This window comes from Streptomyces sp. NPDC040610 (assembly GCF_055594065.1).
Window position 1 is genome coordinate 251,060 of record NZ_JBVIXA010000007.1, and the last position, 17,824, is coordinate 268,883.

The 17,824-nt window shown below is 72.6% G+C and carries 13 protein-coding genes and 1 pseudogene; all 14 read right to left on the reverse strand.

Features of this window, described 5'->3' with window-relative positions; translation table 11 throughout:
- Nucleotides 1-153: 153 nt before the first annotated feature.
- Complete coding sequence (locus ACZ6AA_RS24795) at nucleotides 154-1,218, reverse strand: sugar phosphate isomerase/epimerase family protein (protein WP_471460014.1); 1,065 nt, start codon at nucleotides 1,216-1,218, stop codon at nucleotides 154-156.
- Between the two features lie 184 nt (nucleotides 1,219-1,402).
- The gene (locus ACZ6AA_RS24800) at nucleotides 1,403-2,803 is read right to left on the reverse strand and encodes a nucleotide pyrophosphatase/phosphodiesterase family protein (RefSeq protein ID WP_468454764.1); all 1,401 of its coding nucleotides are present in this window, start codon (nucleotides 2,801-2,803) and stop codon (nucleotides 1,403-1,405) included.
- On the reverse strand, nucleotides 2,800-4,008 hold the full coding sequence (gene eboE / locus ACZ6AA_RS24805; RefSeq protein ID WP_468454762.1) for a metabolite traffic protein EboE: 1,209 nt from the start codon (nucleotides 4,006-4,008) through the stop codon (nucleotides 2,800-2,802). The genes ACZ6AA_RS24800 and eboE overlap by 4 nt, the downstream gene beginning before the upstream one ends.
- A gap of 3 nt (nucleotides 4,009-4,011) precedes the next feature.
- Nucleotides 4,012-4,860, reverse strand: coding sequence for a TatD family hydrolase (locus ACZ6AA_RS24810; protein ID WP_471460017.1), 849 nt, complete (start codon nucleotides 4,858-4,860; stop codon nucleotides 4,012-4,014).
- Nucleotides 4,860-5,771, reverse strand: coding sequence for an EboA domain-containing protein (locus ACZ6AA_RS24815; protein WP_471460018.1), 912 nt, complete (start codon nucleotides 5,769-5,771; stop codon nucleotides 4,860-4,862). The genes ACZ6AA_RS24810 and ACZ6AA_RS24815 overlap by 1 nt, the downstream gene beginning before the upstream one ends.
- The gene (locus ACZ6AA_RS24820; protein ID WP_471460020.1) at nucleotides 5,768-6,709 is read right to left on the reverse strand and encodes a sugar phosphate isomerase/epimerase family protein; all 942 of its coding nucleotides are present in this window, start codon (nucleotides 6,707-6,709) and stop codon (nucleotides 5,768-5,770) included. Before ACZ6AA_RS24820 ends, ACZ6AA_RS24815 begins: the two co-directional genes overlap by 4 nt.
- A complete protein-coding gene (locus ACZ6AA_RS24825) occupies nucleotides 6,706-7,965 on the reverse strand; it encodes a UbiA family prenyltransferase (RefSeq protein WP_471460022.1) in 1,260 nt (419 codons plus the stop codon). Before ACZ6AA_RS24825 ends, ACZ6AA_RS24820 begins: the two co-directional genes overlap by 4 nt.
- A 160-nt stretch (nucleotides 7,966-8,125) precedes the next feature.
- On the reverse strand, nucleotides 8,126-9,283 hold the full coding sequence (locus tag ACZ6AA_RS24830; protein ID WP_471460214.1) for an inositol-3-phosphate synthase: 1,158 nt from the start codon (nucleotides 9,281-9,283) through the stop codon (nucleotides 8,126-8,128).
- Nucleotides 9,272-9,841 (reverse strand): annotated as a pseudogene (locus ACZ6AA_RS24835) (inositol-3-phosphate synthase); the annotation flags it as partial. The pseudogene ACZ6AA_RS24835 and the gene ACZ6AA_RS24830, both read right to left, overlap by 12 nt.
- A 241-nt stretch (nucleotides 9,842-10,082) precedes the next feature.
- Entirely contained in the window at nucleotides 10,083-11,513 is a 1,431-nt protein-coding gene (locus ACZ6AA_RS24840; RefSeq protein WP_468454752.1) for a ThuA domain-containing protein, read from the reverse strand.
- Between the two features lie 15 nt (nucleotides 11,514-11,528).
- Entirely contained in the window at nucleotides 11,529-13,988 is a 2,460-nt protein-coding gene (locus tag ACZ6AA_RS24845; RefSeq protein WP_471460024.1) for a PQQ-dependent sugar dehydrogenase, read from the reverse strand.
- A 243-nt stretch (nucleotides 13,989-14,231) separates the two neighbouring features.
- Entirely contained in the window at nucleotides 14,232-15,236 is a 1,005-nt protein-coding gene (locus ACZ6AA_RS24850; RefSeq protein ID WP_468454748.1) for a sugar phosphate isomerase/epimerase family protein, read from the reverse strand.
- Nucleotides 15,237-15,248: 12 nt separating this feature from the next.
- Nucleotides 15,249-16,673: a Gfo/Idh/MocA family protein gene (locus ACZ6AA_RS24855; protein WP_468454746.1), complete on the reverse strand. Its 1,425-nt coding sequence runs from the start codon at nucleotides 16,671-16,673 to the stop codon at nucleotides 15,249-15,251.
- A gap of 99 nt (nucleotides 16,674-16,772) precedes the next feature.
- On the reverse strand, nucleotides 16,773-17,816 hold the full coding sequence (locus tag ACZ6AA_RS24860) for a substrate-binding domain-containing protein (RefSeq protein WP_030360262.1): 1,044 nt from the start codon (nucleotides 17,814-17,816) through the stop codon (nucleotides 16,773-16,775).
- Nucleotides 17,817-17,824: the final 8 nt, after the last annotated feature.

The following is a 17,824-nucleotide window of genomic DNA, read 5'->3' on the forward strand; positions in this document are numbered from 1 at the left end:
CCCCTCTCACCTCCCCCTCCCCTCCGTACTCCTCGTTTTCTTCCTCTCCTCCCCCCCCCCCCCCCCCCCCCCCCCCCCCCCCCCCCCCCCCCCCCTCCCCCTGTGCCGCTCCCCGCGGCGCGCCGTTCCCTCGTGCTCGGCCCCGCGGCTGCTTCAGTCGCCGCAGCGCTCCCGCAGGGAGTGCAGGTGCGCGCTGGACTTGCGGGCGAACGCGTAGGACTCGGCAGGGTTGTCGTGCTCGGCCTGCCAGTGGTGGTAGCGGCGGCCGTGGTGGGTGCGGGCGGTCACCTTGGACAGGAACCTCTTGTAGTCGATGTCGCCGTCACCGACGTCCGACATGCGGTAGCCGTCCCGGGCGGAGTCGTCCCGGATACCGTCCTTGACGTGGAACAGCGGGTAGCGGTGCGGCCGCTTGAGGACGTAGTCCAGCGGGTCGAAGGGCCGCGGAGTGCCGTCCACCTGCTTGCCGAAGCGGAACTGCGCCGAGTACGCCCAGTAGATGTCCATCTCCAGGAACACGTGGTCCGGGTCGGTCTCGGCCAGCAGCACGTCGTAGAGGCGCACGTTCGGCTTGTCCGTGGCGAAGGAGAACTCCTCGGCATGGTTGTGCTGGTAGAACTTCATCCCCCGCGCGCGGGCCGCTTCTCCGTACGTGTTGAAGTCCTCCGCGGCCCGCTTCCACCCGTCGACGGTCGAGCCGTAGCGGAAGGGACCCGACGCGGTGCCGATGTGCTTGAGGCCGAGCGCTTCGGCGTCGTCGAGGACCTTGGTGAGGTTCTGCGCGAAGGTGTACGCGTTCGGGTTGCCGTCGTCGTAGTAGCCGACGTGGCTGCCGATCGGGTTCAGTCCGTGGTCGTGGGCCAGCCGCTTGAGCTGCGCGAGCGTGATGGGTCCGGCGGAGCCCTGGGTGTATCCGGCGAACTCGACCTCGTCGTAGCCGTAGCGCTCCAACTCGCGGAAGACAGTGGCGAATCCGGCGGTGGAGACCCGGTCGCGGAGGCTGTAGAGCTGGATGCCGAGGCGGCCGGGCGGCAGGACGGGGCGGCCGCGGCCCTTGCCCCGCGCCGCCGCGGCGGGCTCGGCCGCGGCCGCGGGTGCCGTGGCGGCGACGGCGCCGACGAGCGCGGCCGCGGTGGTGCCCGCAGCGACGCCGAGCATGCCGCGGCGACTGAGTCTGTGGGCGACCTCGGGGTCGTCCGGGGTGTGCTTGCGGCTCATGCGGTATCTCCCTGGCTGGGTTCGGGTTCAGGGGTCGGGGGCTGATCACGGATCGAGGACTGATCAGGATTCAGGGACCAGGAATCAGGGATCAGGGATCAGTTCGAATAACGGATCAGGGTGAGGTCGGGGGCGGACCCTGATGCCGTGGTCCGCGCCCTCTGGTTCAGTGGAGACAGATCGCTCAGTGCAGGCCGGCGAGGCGCAGCAGGAGCGATTTCACATCGGTGGCCGCGACGCGGCCGGTGACGGCGTGGGGGGTGGAGCACAGGATGAGCGGCCCGGAATCAAGGTCATCGCTCGTGGGGAGGCGGCCGTGGCTGCCGCGAATAGGTGAGGGGTCCAGGGGCACCACCGCCATGCGGTAGCGCATGCCGAGCTTCTTGCGGGCGAGGGCGCCCGCGGCCTTGAGGCGGACGTAGGGGTCCTGGGGGTCCAGGAACAGCTCGACGGGGTCGTAGCCGGGTTTGCGGTGGATCTCGACGAGCTGCGCGAAGTCGGGCGCGTGGGCGTCGTCGAGCCAGTAGTAGTACGTGAACCAGGCGTCCGGCTCGGCGACCGCGACGAGCTCGCCGGAGCGGGGATGGTCCAGGTGGTGGGCCTTCTTGCCCTCGTCGTCGAGGAGTTGCTCGATGCCGGGCAGGTCGGCGAGGGCGGCGCGGGTGGCCTCCAGGTCCTCGGGCCGCCGGACGTAGACGTGCGCGATCTGGTGGTCGGCGACGGCGAAGGCGCGGGACGCCATCGGATCGAGGTATTCCATGCCGTCCTGCGTGTGCACTTCCAGGAGTCCGGCGCGGCGCAGGGCGCGGTTGATGTCGACGGGGCGGCTGACCCGGGTGATGCCGTACTCGGACAGGGCGACGACGGTGCGGCCCTCCGCCTTCGCCTGGTCCAGGAGCGGGGCCAGTGCCGTGTCCAGGTCGGCGGCCGCCTGGTGCGAGCGCGGGTCGTCGGGGCCGAAGCGCTGCAGGTCGTAGTCGAGGTGAGGGAGGTAGCACAGGGCCAGGTCGGGCCGACGGGTGGTGAGGATGTGGCGGGTGGCGTCGACGATCCAGCGGCTGGAGACGATGTCCGCGCCCGGGCCCCAGAAGTGGAAGAGGGGGAAGGTGCCGAGTTTCTCGGTGAGTTCGTCGTGCAGGGCCGGGGGCCGGGTGTAGCAGTCGGGTTCCTTGCGGCCGTCGGCGTAGTAGACGGGACGGGGGGTGACGGTGAAGTCGGTGTCGGCGCCCATCGCGTACCACCAGCAGATGTTGGCGACGGTGTAGCCGGGGTGGGCGCGGCGGGCGGCGTCCCACAGCTTGTCGCCGGAGACCAGGCCGTTGTGCTGGCGCCACAGCAGGACGTCGCCGAGCTCGCGGAAGTACCAGCCGTTGCCGACGATGCCGTGTTCGGCGGGCATGGTCCCGGTGAGGAAGGTCGACTGGGCGGCGCAGGTGACGGCGGGCAGGACGGTGCCCAGGGACGCGCGGGAGCCGGACCGGGCGAGAGCCGCGAGGTGCGGCATGTGCTCGAGCAGATGGGGGGTGAGGCCGACGACGTCGAGGACGAGCAGTGGGTTCGGCTGTGCCGGGGCGGGAGGGGTCATGGCAGTTCCTTCAGGCCGAGCTCGGTCAGCAGGTCGCGGGCGAGGGTGAGTTCGGCGGCGATGCCGTCGGCGAGCTGGGGGCGGGCGCGGGGGCGCAGCTCGGGCGGGAGGGCCTGCCAGGTGTAGGTCTCGACTTCGAGATGGCGGGTGCGGGGGTGCGGTCCGCCGACGAGCCGGGTGAGCGTGTCCTTCAGGACGGGGAGCGTGGAGGTGAGGGGCGCGGCGGGAGGCGCGTGCAGGGGGACGTGGAAGTGGGCGCGCCAGGGCGCCGAGTCGGGCAGGGCGTGGCGGGTGAGGGCCTCGCCGAGGTCGTCGGTGCCGCGCAGGGCGGTGGCGACGAGGGTCCCGCCGGCGGCGGCCCCGCCGGGCTCCTGGGGCAGGGTGCGGGTCTGGTGCAGGAAGCGGGGTTCGTCGAAGGCGGCGAGGGCCGCGCGGACGTCCGGCAGATGGGGGTGTTCGGCGTGCAGGGCGGCGGAGAGCTGGGACTTGACGACGGGAATGTCCGCGGCGGCGAGTGCGTCGAGCGCGGTCCCCGGGTCTTCGAAGGAGGTGGCGAGATGGCAGGTGTCCACGCAGATGCCGATGCGGTCGTGGCCGATCGCGGTGAGGGGGGCGATGGCGTCGCCGGTGGTCTCCACGGTGCAGCCCGGTTCGGGTTCGAGGCCGACGCGGATGGACTTGCCGGTCAGCTCGGCGAGGGCGTCCAGGCGTTGGGCGAGCGCGAGCAGGGCGGAGCGGGCCTCGGCGGCGCGAGGGGCGTCGAAGGTGGTGCGCCAGGCGAGCGGAAGGGTGGAGATGGTGCCCTCGGTGACGTCGTCCGGCAGCAGTTGGGCGAGGACGCGGGCCAGGGCGGTGGTGTGGGTGAGGCGTTCGGGGTCGGCCCAGTCCGGTTTGTAGACGCGGTACTTGACCTCTTCGGCGCCGAAGCCCTCATAGGGGAAGCCGTTGAGGGTGACGACTTCCAGGCCGCGCCGGTCCAGTTCGGCGCGCAGTCCGCGCAGTGCGGCCGGGTCGGTGACCAGGGCGTGGGCGGCGTCCTTGGCGAGCCAGAGGCCGATGCCGATGCGGTCGCGGCCGAGGCGCTTGCGGACGGGTTCGCAGTGGTCGCGCAGCTGGGCGAGGACGCCGTCGAGGGTCTCGGCGGGGTGGACGTTCGTGCAGTACGCGAGGTGGATGATGGACCCGTCGGGGTGGCGGAAGCGCATGGCTCAGGCACCGCCGCGCAGGATGGAGTTGCCCTCGTGGGTGGCCTCGGTGTCGGTGACGTCGAGGGCGAGGCGGCCGCTGAGCCCGTAGAAGGCCACGGGGTTGCGCCACAGCACCCGGTCGACGTCGTCCGGGGAGAACCCCGCCGCCAGCATGGCGTCGCCGACCTTGCGGGTCTTGAGCGGATCGCTCTTGCCCCAGTCGGCGGCCGAGTTGACCAGCACTTGTTCGGGGCCGTACTCGTGCAGGATCGCGACCATCCGGTCCTCGTCCATCTTGGTGTCCGGATAGACGGAGAAGCCGAGCCAGCAGCCCGCGTCCTTGGCTTCCTTGACGGTGGTCTCGTTGAGATGGTCGATCAGGACCCGCTCCAGGGGCAGCGCGGACTCCCTCACGACATCGAGGGTGCGGCGCAGGCCCGCCAGCTTGTCGCGGTGCGGGGTGTGCACGAGGGCGGGCAGTTCATGGTCGGCCGCGAGCTGCAGCTGGGCCGAGAGCGCGGTGTCCTCGGCCGGGGTCATGGAGTCGTAGCCGATCTCACCGACGGCGACGACGTTGTCCTTGACGAGATAGCGCGGCAGCAGATCGAGGACCGGCGTGCACCGCGGGTCGTTCGCCTCCTTGGGGTTGAGCGCGATCGTGCAGTGGTGGGCGATGCCGTACTGGGCGGCGCGGAAGGGTTCCCAGCCGAGGAGGGCGTCGAAGTAGTCGACGAAGGAGGCGGGCGAGGTGCGGGGCTGGCCGAGCCAGAACGCGGGCTCGACGACGGCGCGGACCCCGGCGGCGTGCATCGCCTCGTAGTCGTCGGTGGTGCGGGAGGTCATATGGATGTGGGGGTCGAAGATGCGCATCAGGACTCCTGCTCCTCGCCGGTGGACGTCGAAGGGGCCGCGAAGGGCGCGGGGGCCGCCGGGTGGTCTGGGCCGGTGGCCGCCGGGTGGTCGGGGTTCGCGGCCGCCGGGTGGTCGGGGCTCGTGGCGCGGTCGTCGGGGCCGGGGGTTGCCGGGGTGTCGCTGTCGGTCGCCGTCGGTGGGTCGGTCAGGGCCAGGACGCGGTACAGATCTCCGGGGACGGCGCGGTCGGCGGCGGTGCGTTCGGCGGCGTAGTCGCCGAGCATGCGGGCCAGCTCGGTATCGGCCCGGGCGCGGTGGGCGAGACCGGCGACGGCGTCGACGGGGACGCCGGTGAACAGGCACTTGAGGACGGCGTGACGCCAGTCGTGGGGGGCCAGGTGCCGCGCGGCGTAGGGGCCGAGGGCGGTGGCGACGAGCCGGGTGTCGTTGGTGCGCAGCGCGTCCTCGACCAGCGGCAGTGCGTCGGGCCCCGGCACCAGGTGCGGCAGGGCGCCCAGGACGGCGCGGCGTTCGGTGGCGGTGCCCTGTTCGTAGAGCCGGGTGAGGGTAGCGGTGTCGGCGCGGGCGGCGTGCAGGAGGACCAGCCGGGCGGCGTCGGCGTGGTCGGGCCCGCAACGGCGGCCCGCTTCGGCGAAGCGCAGCTCCCAGGCAGGGGTGGCGCCGGACGCGGGGAGGTGGGCGGCCGTGCCGGGTTGAGCGGAGGTGGATTCGACGAAGGTGTCCTGGGCCGAGGTCGCCCGGGCCGAGGTTCCGTGCGGGGAGGTGTTGCCGGCGGGGTTCGCGGCGGCCGCGGTGACGGCCTGGTCGAGCCAGGTACGGCCGGCGTCGTCGAGGGCGGCGTCGAGGCGGGAGCGGAGGTCGGCGACCGGGGGGAGGTCGGCCGTGAGGGTCGGCGGGCTGTCGCTCACGAGGTTCCTCCTCGGGGTGCGGCCTCGCGGGCGGCGGAACCGGTGACGGCGATCCGGTCGGCCCGGCGCAGGAACTCAAGGGAACGGGAGGCGAGTTCGGGGCCCGCGTGGGAGTGGCGGGGCAGTTCGACGACGGTCAGGCCCTGGTAGCCGGTGGCGGCTAGGGCGCGCAGGACGGGCGGGAAGTCGATCTCGCCGTCGCCGAACGGAAGGTGTTTGTGGACGCCGCGGCGCATGTCCTCGATCTGGACGTGCCGGAGCCAGGGCGCGGCGGCGCGGACGCAGTCGGCGGGTGACTCGGGTTCGAGGCACTGGCAGTGGCCGATGTCGAGGGTCAGGCCCAGGGGTTCGGGGTCGCCCAGCAGATGACGGAGGTGGTGGAAGTCGGCGAGCGTGGCGAGCAGATGGCCGGGTTCGGGCTCGATGGCGAGAGGTACTCCGGCGCCGGACGCGGCGGCGAGGACGGGGGTGAGGGCGTCGGCGAGGCGCTGCCAGGCGGTGGTGTCGTCGGTGCCGTCAGGGGTGATGCCGCTGAAGCAGTGGACGGCGTGGGCGTCCAGGTCCGCGGCGACCTGGACGGCGCGGACGAGCAGGCGTACGCGGTCGGCGCGGCGCTGGGGGTCGGGATCCAGAAGGGAGGGGCCGTGCTTGCGGCGCGGGTCGAGGACATAGCGGGCGCCCGTCTCGACGGTGACGGTCAGGCCGAGCCGGTTCAGGCGCCGGGCCACACGGCGGGTGCGGGCGGCCAGGTCGGGCGCGAGGGGGTCGAGGTGCATGTGGTCGAGGGTCAGTCCGACCCCGGCGTAGCCGAGGTCGGCGAGCAGGCCGAGGGCGTCGTCGAGCCGCAGGTCGGTGAGCCCGTTGGTGCCGTAGCCGAACCGGGGTCGCACGGGTGCGGCCGACGTCCCGCGCGCGATCGTGCCGTCGCCCGCGCTCACGTCACACTCACCTTGCGGGCGAACCGGCGGGCCAGCGGGGCCAGGGCCGCCGTGACCAGGGCCGTGCCGAGGGCACCGGAGCGGGCCGCGAGGGCGGCCTGGAGCGGGATCAGGGCACGGATGCCGCCGCCGACGGCGCGTTGGGTCAAGGGAGGTGAGGGGTTCAGGGCCGCGTGGAGGTAGGGGCGGGCGGCCGTGGTGGCGTAGGCCGTGCCGAGGGCGAGGGTGGTGCTCGACCGGACGGACGCGGTGCCCGGGAGGCCGAAGGTGGTGCCCGGCGGGCCGGCGGCGGCTGCGGTCCGCCGACCCACCGGGGGGTGTGAGGTGTACGCCACGGCGTGCCCGAGCGCGAGCGTCGTGGCGAGGGCGCCCAACGGGGCCCCGGTCGAGCCGCCCTGGGTCTCGTTCCGGGACACCGTGGTCACGGCGAGGGTGTGGGCGGCGAGGGTGGCTGCGGCGGGCAGGGCGGCACGGGCCGCTGTCGCGGGGCCTGGGCGGTGAGGGCGAGTGCGGGTGCGGTGGCGGTCTGGGAGGTGGAGGTCGGTGCGGTGGGGTGCGCTGCGGTGGGGTGCGGTCGAGGCCTTGGCGGGAAGCGTCGCCTCGGACCTGACGGAGTGCGTCGCGCCGGGCCTGACGGGGTCCGTCGCGCCGGGCCTGGCAGGGTACGTCGGACCGGGCCTGGTGGGGCAGGTTGCCAGGGCCTCGCCGGTACGGGCTCCCCCGACTGGGGTCTGCGCAACGGCCTGTGCCGCACCGGAACCCGCGGCCGAGGACGGACGTGCGCCCGCGTCCGCCCGAGCGCCCGCCGCTGTTGCCGTGGCGGTGGCGCCCAGCAGCAGGTCAAGGCCCCGGGCCGCCGCCATGGCCACGGGACCTGCGGGGGTGCGCTTGAGGCCCAGGTCGTACGCCCAGACCGTACCCGCGAGGGCGGTGGCGGTGGCGAGGGCGGGGCGGCCCGCGCGGGAGGCCAGGGCGAGGCCGCCCGCGGTGAGCGCGACCGCGGCGGTGAGGGCGGCGGTGGGGGTGACGCGGCCCGAGGGGATGGGGCGGTGGGGGCGGTCGACGGCGTCCTCGTCGCGGTCGGCCCAGTCGTTCAAGGCCATCCCGGCTTCGTACAGGCAGACGGAGGAGCCGATGGCGAGGAAGGTGCCCCGGCCGGGGCGCAGGCCGGTGGCCGCGGCGCCCGCGAGGGCGTCACCGGGGACGGTGAACAGGGCGGGCAGGCGGAGGAGTTCGGCCCAGGCGCGGAGGTTCATGAGGCCTCCTCGGGACGCGCGGAGAAGGCGGAGAGGGAGGACAGGGCGGAGAGGAGTGACAGGGGCGCGGGCAGCCGTGGCGGTGCGGCGGCGGGCGCAGTGACGGGGGCCGACGCGGGCAGGGGGTGAGGCGGCCGATGTGGCACCGGGCGCCGGGCGTTCATGTGGTCTCCCGGAGGCGGTCGGCGAAGGCGAGGAGAGCGAGGTGCTGGTCGGGCAGGGCGGAGGAGGCGCCGGGGTCGGGGTCCTTGAAGTAGAAGGCGAGTTCGGGGCGTGGTCCGTCGAGTCCCGCTTCGTGGGCGCGGGCGAGGAGGCGGGCCAGGTCCAGGATGAGGGGCGCGGCGAGGGCCGAGTCGCAGCCCTGCCAGGTGGTCTGGAGGGTCATGCGGGTGCCGAGGAAACCGTCGAAGGCGATGTGGTCCCAGGCGGTCTTCCAGTCGCCGAGGGCGGGGACGTCGTCGATGTGGACCTCGCCCTCGGGGACGGTGCCGAGGGTGTCGGCGAGGACGCGTTCCTTGCCCGCGTTCTTGGCGGCGGCCGCGGCGGGATCGGCGAGGGCGGCGCCGTCGCCGCCGCCGAGGAGGTTGGTGCCGGACCAGGCACGGACGGCCAGGGCGCGCTGGGCGAACATCGGGCCGAGCACGGACCGGAGCAGGGTCTGCCCGGTCTTGCCGTCCCGCCCGGCGAAGGGCAGCCCGGCGGCGGCGGCCAGCTCGGCGAGGGCGGGGTGGTGCAGGCCGGTCGAGGGGGTGAAGTTGACGTAGGGGGCACCGGCGCGGAGCGCGGCGGCGGCGTAGAGGGAACTGGGCGGTAGCCGGTCGGAGGAGGAGATGGGGGGTGGTTCGGCTGGGGCGGGCGCCGATTCGGGGGCGGCGGGGGCCGACCCTGCTGGGCTCAGGGCCGGGTCGGCCGAGGCAGGGACCGACCCGGTCAGGTCCAGGGTCGGATCCATCGAGGCACGGGCCGACCCGGCCGAGGTGAGGGATCGTTCGGCGGAGGCAGGCCCCGCATCGGGCGAGGACGCCGGACCAGCCGGGTCCGAGGCGCCGCCGCCCGAGGCATACGCCGACCCGCCCGATCCAGGCCCCGACCTGCCCGAGCCGGACGCAGTCCCTCCCAAGCCGGACGCCGATCTGACCGAGCCGGACGTCAACCCGTCGGAAGCCGACGCCGACCCGCCCAAGCCCGACACCGACCCGTCGGAAGCCGACGCCGACCCGCCCAAGCCCGACACCGACCCGTCGGAAGGGGAGGCCGACCTAGCCGAAGCGGACACCGACCCCGTCGAGCCCGCAGCCGGTCCCCCCGGGACGACCACCGGTTCCGTCGAGGCCACGTTGATCACGACCACGCGGGCCAGCCGGTGGCGGTGGGCGAAGTCGCGGATCTCCTCGGCGAAGGCGGTGATCAGTTCGTCGTCGGTGCGGGAGTCGCCGGGGAGGGGGCCGCCCGGGCGTATCTCGGCGTCGGCGGCGGCCAGTTCGGCGTGCACGGCGGCGGGGAGGCCGTGGGGCAGGACGCCTCCGGCGGCGAGGTGTTCGGCACGTTTGGGGAGCGGGCACTCCATGGTGTCGTGCCCGCCGAAGACGAGGGAGGACAACGTTGGCAGTCCGGTGCCGGAGAAGGGAGGTGTCTCGGTGACCAGGCCGGTGGGCGGGTGCAGCCCCGCCGACATCGCCGCGCAGCCCGCGATGGCTGTCGTCGCGACGGAGCCGCGCGCTCCGATCAGCCACACCCCGGTCGAGCCCGGGGCGGTGGAAGCGGTCGGGCGCGCGCTGGCAGAAGGGGACTCGGTGGACACGGCTGCCTCCTGTCGTCGGACACGTACGGTCGTCACCCGCGCCTCGCGGAACGGGGCCCGCGCCTTGCGGTACATCACCGGCACCACACGGACCTGGGCCCGCGCCCTGCGGTACATCACCCGCACCACACGGACCTGGGCCCGCGTCGCACGAGGCGAACTCCACCCCGCGCGAAGCGAACCCCGCACCGCACAGAGCGGACCCCGTCCCCCAACAAGGACCGCGTCCCGCCCCGCACGGAGCAGCCCCCGCCCCGCGCGCGGCGGGTGGGGCAAGACGGTGGGCGGAGGTCCGGCGTCCTCCGCCCACCGTCGTCTAGCGGCTGCCCACCTCCCCGTGGGTGGGCAGGTCCGGGCCGGTGGGGAGCCCCTTGCCGGTGGGGAGCTCCTTGATGCGGATGTCGCGGAACGTGACCTGGTCGTCGGCGCCGTGGTTCTGGATGCCGATGTGGCCGTCGCGCAGGCTCCGTGCCGGGTCGGTGTTGGTGAAGTCGTTGATCTTCACGCCGTTGAGCCAGATCTGCAGGTGCTCGCCCTCGACGCGGAGTTCGTAGGTGTTCCACTCCCCCGGCGGGTTCAGGGCCCGGTCGCGGGCGGCGAGGTCGGCGGACTTGAAGCCGTAGACCGAGCCGGTGGTCTTCTCGGGGACGTCGGTGGCGTCGATCTGGATCTCGTAGCCGTTGTTGACGGCGGTCCAGGGGTCGTCGGAGGGCGGGAAGCCCAGGAAGATCCCGGAGTTGTCGTCCTTGTCGGCGCCGGAGATCTTCCAGTCGAGCTTCAGGGAGTACGAGCCGAACTGCTGGGGTTCGTACCAGAGCAGGCCCATGCCGCCGACCGAGGTGATGGTGCCGTCGTCCTTCCGCTCGAAGGAGCCGGGACCGGCCTGCTTCCAGCGGGCGAGGGACGCGGCGGTGCCGTCGAAGAGCGGGGTGTAGCCCTGTTCGGGACGGCAGTCGGCCTGGGCTGCGCCGACGGCGTAGCGGATGCCGCCCAGGAGGTGGGTGCGGAAGGCGGGGTCGGCGTAGGACTCCTTGGTGTGGCCGCCGCCGGTGTAGAAGGAGCGCCCTGGGGTGCCGTCGACGGAGCCCTGGCACCAGGCGATGGGATGGTCGCCGCCCATGGAGCCGCCGCTGTAGGACGACTCGTCGAGGGAGGCGAGGACGCGGGCCCGGTCGCGCGGGTTGGCGCGGTAGTTGTACCACTCGTCGGTGCGGTCCAAGACCGCGCCGAGGTGGGCGGTGGCCGGGTGGGCGTGGTCCTCGACCTTGATCTTCGCGGGCTGGATCGCGGGGTGGGACTGGAAGTAGGCGCCCGCGAGGCGGCCGTAGAAGGGCCAGTCGTACTCGGTGTCGGCGGCGGCGTGGACGCCGACGTAGCCGCCGCCCGCGCGGATGTAGCGCTCGAAGGCGGCCTGCTGTGTGCCGTTCAGGACGTCCCCGGTGGTGGAGAGCCAGATGACGGCGTCGTAGCGGGCGAGGTTCTTGGAGGTGAAGGCGCCCGCGTTCTCGGTCGCGTCGACGGTGAAGCCGTGTCGGGCGCCGAGGTCCTTGACGGCCTTGATGCCGTCGGGGATGGAGTCGTGGCGGAACCCGGCCGTCTTGGAGAAGACCAGGACCCGTTCGCCCGCCTTCTTCCGGTCGCCGTCCGGGCGGGCGGAGTCCGAGTCGGACGCAGCCGGGCCCGACACGCAGCCGATCAGCAGGGCGGCGGCCGCCGTCGCGGTGATCAGACGTGCTGGTGCGCGCATGGGGTGCCCCCTTCCTCAGCTCGTGGTGATGGTGAAGTCGTCGACGTCGTAGAGCGCGCCGGTGCCTTCGCCCTTGAAGACGAGGAACAGCGTCGTCGTCCCGGCGGGTGCTCCGGCGAGGCCGGTTTGAACGTCGGTGTACGTCTCCCAGGACCCGGTGGGGTCGACCTTCGCGCTGCCGAGGAGCGTGCCGTCGGCCGATCCGGCGCGTACTTCGAGGGTGCCGCCGGAGCCGGCGGAGGCCACGCGTGCGGTCAGCTTCGTGGCGTTGGAGAGGACGTACGGCTTGAAGGAGACCCAGTCGCCGTTGTGGATGTCGCCGACGGTCTTGCCGCCGTGGGCGGGGGTGTGGCTGACGACGGAGACGCCCTTGGAGTCGCCGTAGTGCTCGCCCTGGCGGTGCTTGGGCTGGACGACGTTCTGGTCGTGGGTGGTGAGCGCGGGCTGGCCGTTCGCGCCCTTGTCGGTGTACTCGGCGTCGAAGACCCCGAAGATGTTGGCGTTCGGGTCGTGTTCGCCGTCAGCGGTGGTCTGCAGGGTGCCCTCGCAGCCGTTGGCGGAGGTCACGGGGTGGCCGTGGCTGTCGTGGCCGAGGATGTGGGTGACCTTGACCTTGGAGCAGTCGATCGTGCCGTCCTCCGGGTCGGTCACGGTCACCTTGAAGGGCACCTTGTCGCCGAAGGTGAACAGCTGCCCGTCCTCGGGGAGTTCCAGCTTCACGGTGGGCGCGGTGTTGCCGACGGTGACGTGCGCGCTCGCGGTGCCGGTGCGGCCCGAGGGGTCCTTGGCGGTGACGGTCGCGGTGTAGACGCCGTTCTTGTCGTACGTGTGCGAGGGGTTCTGCTCCGTGGACTTGCCGCCGTCCCCGAAGTCCCAGCTGTACGTCAGCGCGTCGCCGTCCGCGTCCGTGGCCTTCGCCGTGAACTTGGTGGCGAGGGGGGCCTGGCCGCTGGTCACGGACGCCTCGGCCTCGACGACCGGCGAGTGGCCGCCGGTGGCGTTCTCGATGCGGTAGAGGGCGGAGTGCTCGTCGCCGTTGAAGAAGCCGGTGCCGTAGTCCAGGACGTACAGGGCGCCGTCGGGGCCGAACTCCATGTCCATCACCTGGGTCCCCTTCCAGGGGAAGGCGTTGATGGACTTCACGGTGCCGTCGGCGCCCTGGTCGATGCGCTTGATCCAGCGGCGTCCGAACTCACCGGCGAAGTAGTTCCCGTCGTACGCCTGCGGGAACTTGACGGGCGAGTCCAGCCGCGCGTCGTAGCGGTAGACGGGGCCGCCCATCGGCGACTCCGAGCCGGTGCCGAACTCGGGAACGGACCCGCCGTCGTAGGGGATCCAGGCGGCCTGCGCCGGGGGCAGCGCGGTGAGGCCGGTGTTGTGCGGCGAGGTGTTCTTCGGCGCGGCGCAGTCGAAGGCCGAGCCGGAGGCGCCGGTGGCGAAGTCGTAGTCGATGTACGCCTCGTTCTTGCCGGTGCAGTACGGCCAGCCGTAGTTGCCGGGCTTGGTGACGCGGGCGAACTCGACCTGTCCCGCGGGGCCGCGCTTGGGGTCGGCCTTGCCCGCGTCGGGGCCGTAGTCGCCGACGTGGACGATGCCGGTGGGCTTGTCGACGCTCATCCGGAAGGGGTTGCGGAAGCCCATCGCGTAGATCTCGGGGCGGGTCTTCCTGGTGCCCTTCTTGAAGAGGTTCCCGCTGGGCACGGAGTAGGAGCCGTCCCCCCGCACCTTGATGCGCAGGATCTTGCCGCGCAGGTCGTTGGTGTTCCCGGCGGAGCGCCGGGCGTCGTAGGCGGGGTTGCGGGTGGCCCGCTCGTCGATGGGGGTGTAGCCGTCGGAGGCGAAGGGGTTGGAGTCGTCGCCGGTCGACAGGTAGAGGTTGCCGTTCTTGTCGAAGTCGATGTCGCCGCCGACGTGGCAGCAGATGCCGCGGCTCGCCGGGACGTCGAGGACCTTCTTCTCGCTCTTGGCGTCCAGGGTGCCGTCGGCCTTCAGGACGAAGCGGGAGAGCCGGTTCACGCCGTCGAACTTCTTGAAGTCGGCCGCGGTGCCGTCGTTGGGGGCGTCGCCCGCGGGGGTGCTCAGGGGCGGGGCGTAATAGAAGTAGACGGCCCTGTTCTTGGCGAAGCCCGGGTCGACGCCGACGCCCTGGAGGCCTTCTTCGTCGTGGCTGTAGACGGGGATCTTCCCGGCGACCTTGGTCTGCCCGGTGGCGTCGGTCAGGCGGACGGTGCCGTCGCGGGAGGTGTGCAGGACGGAGCGGTCGGGGAGCACGGCGAGCGTCATCGGCTCGCCCATCTCCGGCTCGCCCTTGGCGAGGGTGACCTGCTGGAAGTCCTCGGCCTTCGGCTGTGCCCGCGGCCGCGGTTCCGCCTGGGCGCCCGCGTGGGGCGCGGTGAAGGTGAGGGTGGCGGCGGTGAGCAGGGTTCCGGTGAGCAGGGCGAGGCCGCTGCGGTTGCGTGGGCGGAGTCTGTGCACGGGGTCCTCCGGTCGGGGGCCGTTCGCTGTGGGGGTGCGGGTGTGGCGCCCGGGATGCGCCGTCACCCCGGGAGGGGTCTATGTCCTGTACACATCAGGGACGGTAGCCAGGTTTGTCCTCGGCGAAAAGCCCTTGCACAGCCCTTTAGTTGGACTTCTTCCCGCGCGTGGACAAACTCGGTTCCGGGCAGGCCGGTGCACCGCGGAGCCCCGCCGACGGGCTCCGCGGTCCCCCGTGACCAGCTACTTCTCGCCGCCGAACGCCGCGTCGAACGAGGCCGTCGGAGGCTCGAAGTCGTACGCCTTGAGATGCCTCAGGGCCTCCGGAGCCCCTTGCAGCCGGTCCATCCCGGCGTCCTCCCACTCCACCGAGACGGGCCCTTCGTAGCCGATCGAGCGCAGCATCCGGAACACGTCCTCCCAGGGGACGTCCCCGTGGCCGGTGGAGACGAAGTCCCAGCCGCGCCGCGGGTCGCCCCAGGGCAGATGGGAGCCGAGGCGGCCGTTGCGGCCGTCGAGGCGCTTGCGGGCCTCCTTGCAGTCGACGTGGTAGATCCGGTCCCGGAAGTCGTAGAGGAAGCCGACCGGGTCGAGGTCCTGCCACACGAAGTGGGAGGGGTCGAAGTTGAGGCCGAAGGCCGGACGGTGGCCGATGGCGTCCAGGGTCCTGTGCGTCGTCCAGTAGTCGTACGCGATCTCCGAGGGGTGGACCTCGTGTGCGAAGCGGACGCCCTCGGCGTCGAAGACGTCCAGGATCGGGTTCCAGCGCTCCGCGAAGTCCTCGTAGCCGCGCTCGATCATCGACTCCGGGGCGGGCGGGAACATCGCCACCAGATGCCAGATCGCCGAGCCCGTGAAGCCGACGACGGTGTCCACGCCGAACTTCGCCGCGGCCCGCGCGGTGTCCGCCATCTCGGCCGCGGCCCGCTGCCGTACGCCCTCCGCGTCGCCGTCGCCCCAGATGCGGGACGGCAGGATCGCCTGATGGCGCTCGTCGATGATCGCGTCGCAGACCGCCTGGCCGACCAGGTGGTTGGAGATGGCCCAGCACTTCAGGCCGTACTTGTCGAGCAGGGCGTGCCGTCCGTCGACGTAGCCGGGGTCGGACAGGGCCTTGTCGACCTCGAAGTGGTCGCCCCAGCAGGCGAGTTCGAGGCCGTCGTAGCCGAAGTCGCGGGCCAGGGTGCAGACCTCCTCCAGGGGCAGGTCCGCCCACTGGCCGGTGAAGAGCGTGAACGAGCGGGGCATCGGCGAGCCTCCTCAGACGAGGTTGACGCTGGCGTGGACAGGGGCGGTGGGTACGGGGGTGTACACGGCGTTCTTCTCGGCGCTCTCCTCGACGGCCGCGAGGACCCGCTGCACCGAGAGTCCGTCCGCGAAGGAGGGCGCGGGCGCGGTGCCCGTGGCGATGGCGTGGAGCAGGTCGCGGGCCTGGTGCACGAAGGTGTGCTCGTAGCCGAGTCCGTGCCCCGGCGGCCACCACGCCTCCAGATAGGGGTGGCCGGGTTCGGTGACGAGGATGCGGCGGAAGCCGGAGGAGGCGGCGGGCTCGGTGTGGTCGTGGAAGGAGAGTTCGTTCAGGCGCTCCAGGTCGAAGGCCAGCGAGCCCTCGGAGCCGTTGAGTTCGAGTCGCAGGGCGTTCTTGCGGCCGGTGGCGAACCGGGTGGCCTCGAAGGTGGCGAGGGCGCCGGAGGGGAAGCGTGCCGTGAAGACGGCGGCGTCGTCGACGGTGACCTGCCCGAACGCGGCGGTCCCGGTCTCGGACCCGCCGCCCGCCCCGGAACCCGGCTCGGCCCCGGTGCCTGCCGCAGTGATCCCGGTGGAGGAGCCCTCGGGCAGCGGCCGTTCGCGTACGAAGGTCTCCGTCAGCGCCGAGACGCCCGCGACGGCCTCGCCGGTGAGGAACTGCGCGAGGTCCACGATGTGCGCGCCGAGGTCGCCGAGCGCGCCGGAGCCCGCGCGGTCCTTGCGCAGCCGCCAGGTCAGCGGGAAGCCGGGGTCGACCAGCCAGTCCTGGAGGTAGGTGAGACGGACGTGCCGCAGCGCCCCGAGGCGTCCCTCGACGACCATCCTGCGGGCCAGGGCGAGGGCGGGCACGCGGCGGTAGTTGAAGCCGACCATCGCCACCTGGCCGCGCGCGGCGGCCCGTTCGGCGGCGGCCGCCATGGCTTCGGCCTCCTCGACGGTGTTGGCCAGCGGCTTCTCGCACAGCACGTGCTTGCCCGCGTCCAGCGCGGCGATGGCGATCTCCGCGTGGCTGTCGCCCGGCGTGCAGATGTCGACGATGTCGACGTCGTCGCGGGCGATCAGGGCGCGCCAGTCGGTCTCGGCGGCGGCCCAGCCGAGCCGGTCGGCGGCGGCGCGCACGGCGGTGCCGTCGCGCCCGCACACGGCGGCGAGCCGCGCGCCCAGGGGCAGGTCGAAGACATGGCCGACGGTCCGCCAGCCCTGGGAGTGGGCGGCGCCCATGAAGGCGTAGCCGACCATGCCGACGCCCACCCGGCGCGGTCCGGCGCCCGCCGCACCCCGGTCGGCCCCCGCCGCATCCCGGTCGGCCCCCGCCGCACCCCGCTCCACGCCCACCGCACCCCCGTCGGCGCGTGCCGTCCCCGGCTCGGCCCCGTGGGCGTTGCCGGAGTGGGCGCCGTCTGCCCCGGGACCGGCCTCGTGCTCCGTCTCACTCATGCGGTAACTCCTCCTCGTCGACGCGTCGACTCAACTCGGCGCTCAGCTCCCCGCGTCCGGCACGGGAGCGCTCCCGTGCCGGATGCCGGCCGGGCCGCCTCACTTGAAGCCGGTGGACATGTACTGGTCGACGTTGTCTTTGTCGACGACGGCCGAGTAGAGCGTCAGGGAGGCCGGGATCTCGAACTCGGCCATGCCGCTGACGCCCTTGCCCTGGCCGAGCGCCCGCGCCAGGTCGATCGCGGAGGCCGCCATCGTCGGCGGGTACAGAACGGTGGCCTTCAGCACGCCCCGGTCCTGCTTGATCTCCTGGAACGCGGAGAGCGCGCCCGCGCCGCCGACCATCAGGAAGTCGTCACGCCCGGCCTGCTTGATGGCCCGCAGGGCACCGACGCCCTGGTCGTCGTCGTGGTTCCAGAGCGCGTCGAAGTTCTTCTGCGCCTGGAGCAGCTGCGACATCTTCGACTGCCCGGACTCGACGGTGAACTCGGCCGCCTGCCGGGCGACCTTCTCGATGTTCGAGTAGTTCTTCAGCGCGTCGTCGAAGCCCTTGGTGCGCTGCTTGGTCAGCTCCAGATTGTCCAGACCGGCCAGCTCGACGACCTTGGCGTTCTTCTTGCCCTTCAGCTTCTCGCCGATGTAGTGCCCGGCGTTGAGGCCCATGCCGTAGTTGTCGCCGCCGATCCAGCAGCGGTACGCCTGCGCGGACGCGAAGATCCGGTCGAGGTTGACGACGGGGATCCCGGCCTTCATCGCCTTCAGGCCGACCTGGGTGAGGGCCTTGCCGTCGGCGGGAAGGATGACGAGGACGTCGACCTTCTTGTTGATGAGGGTCTCGACCTGGCCGATCTGGGCCGCGGTGTCGTTGGAGCCCTCGGTGGCCTCCAGCGTGACGTCCTTGTACTTCTTCGCCCGCGACTTGGCGTTGTCGTTGATGGCGTTCAGCCAGCCGTGGTCGGCCTGTGGACCGGCGAAGCCGATGGTGACCTTCTTGCCGGGCTTGTCGTCGGCGACGGCCTGGTTGTTGTCGGACGGCGAGTCGTCGTCCTTGGACTCGTTGCTGGTGCAGCCGGTGAGTACGGCACCGGCCGACACGGCGGCCGCTCCGAAGAGCAGTCCTCTGCGGCTCGCGAAATCTGGCATGACAGTGA

Bases quoted from the DNA above. Each gene is read 5' to 3' on its own strand.
- ACZ6AA_RS24795 (WP_471460014.1), bottom strand. From the start codon at position 1,218: ATGAGCCGCAAGCACACCCCGGACGACCCCGAGGTCGCCCACAGACTC.
- ACZ6AA_RS24800 (WP_468454764.1), bottom strand. From the start codon at position 2,803: ATGACCCCTCCCGCCCCGGCACAGCCGAACCCACTGCTCGTCCTCGAC.
- eboE (WP_468454762.1), bottom strand. From the start codon at position 4,008: ATGCGCTTCCGCCACCCCGACGGGTCCATCATCCACCTCGCGTACTGC.
- ACZ6AA_RS24810 (WP_471460017.1), bottom strand. From the start codon at position 4,860: ATGCGCATCTTCGACCCCCACATCCATATGACCTCCCGCACCACCGAC.
- ACZ6AA_RS24825 (WP_471460022.1), bottom strand. From the start codon at position 7,965: ATGAACCTCCGCGCCTGGGCCGAACTCCTCCGCCTGCCCGCCCTGTTC.
- ACZ6AA_RS24840 (WP_468454752.1), bottom strand. From the start codon at position 11,513: ATGCGCGCACCAGCACGTCTGATCACCGCGACGGCGGCCGCCGCCCTG.
- ACZ6AA_RS24850 (WP_468454748.1), bottom strand. From the start codon at position 15,236: ATGCCCCGCTCGTTCACGCTCTTCACCGGCCAGTGGGCGGACCTGCCC.
- ACZ6AA_RS24855 (WP_468454746.1), bottom strand. From the start codon at position 16,673: ATGAGTGAGACGGAGCACGAGGCCGGTCCCGGGGCAGACGGCGCCCAC.
- ACZ6AA_RS24860 (WP_030360262.1), bottom strand. From the start codon at position 17,816: ATGCCAGATTTCGCGAGCCGCAGAGGACTGCTCTTCGGAGCGGCCGCC.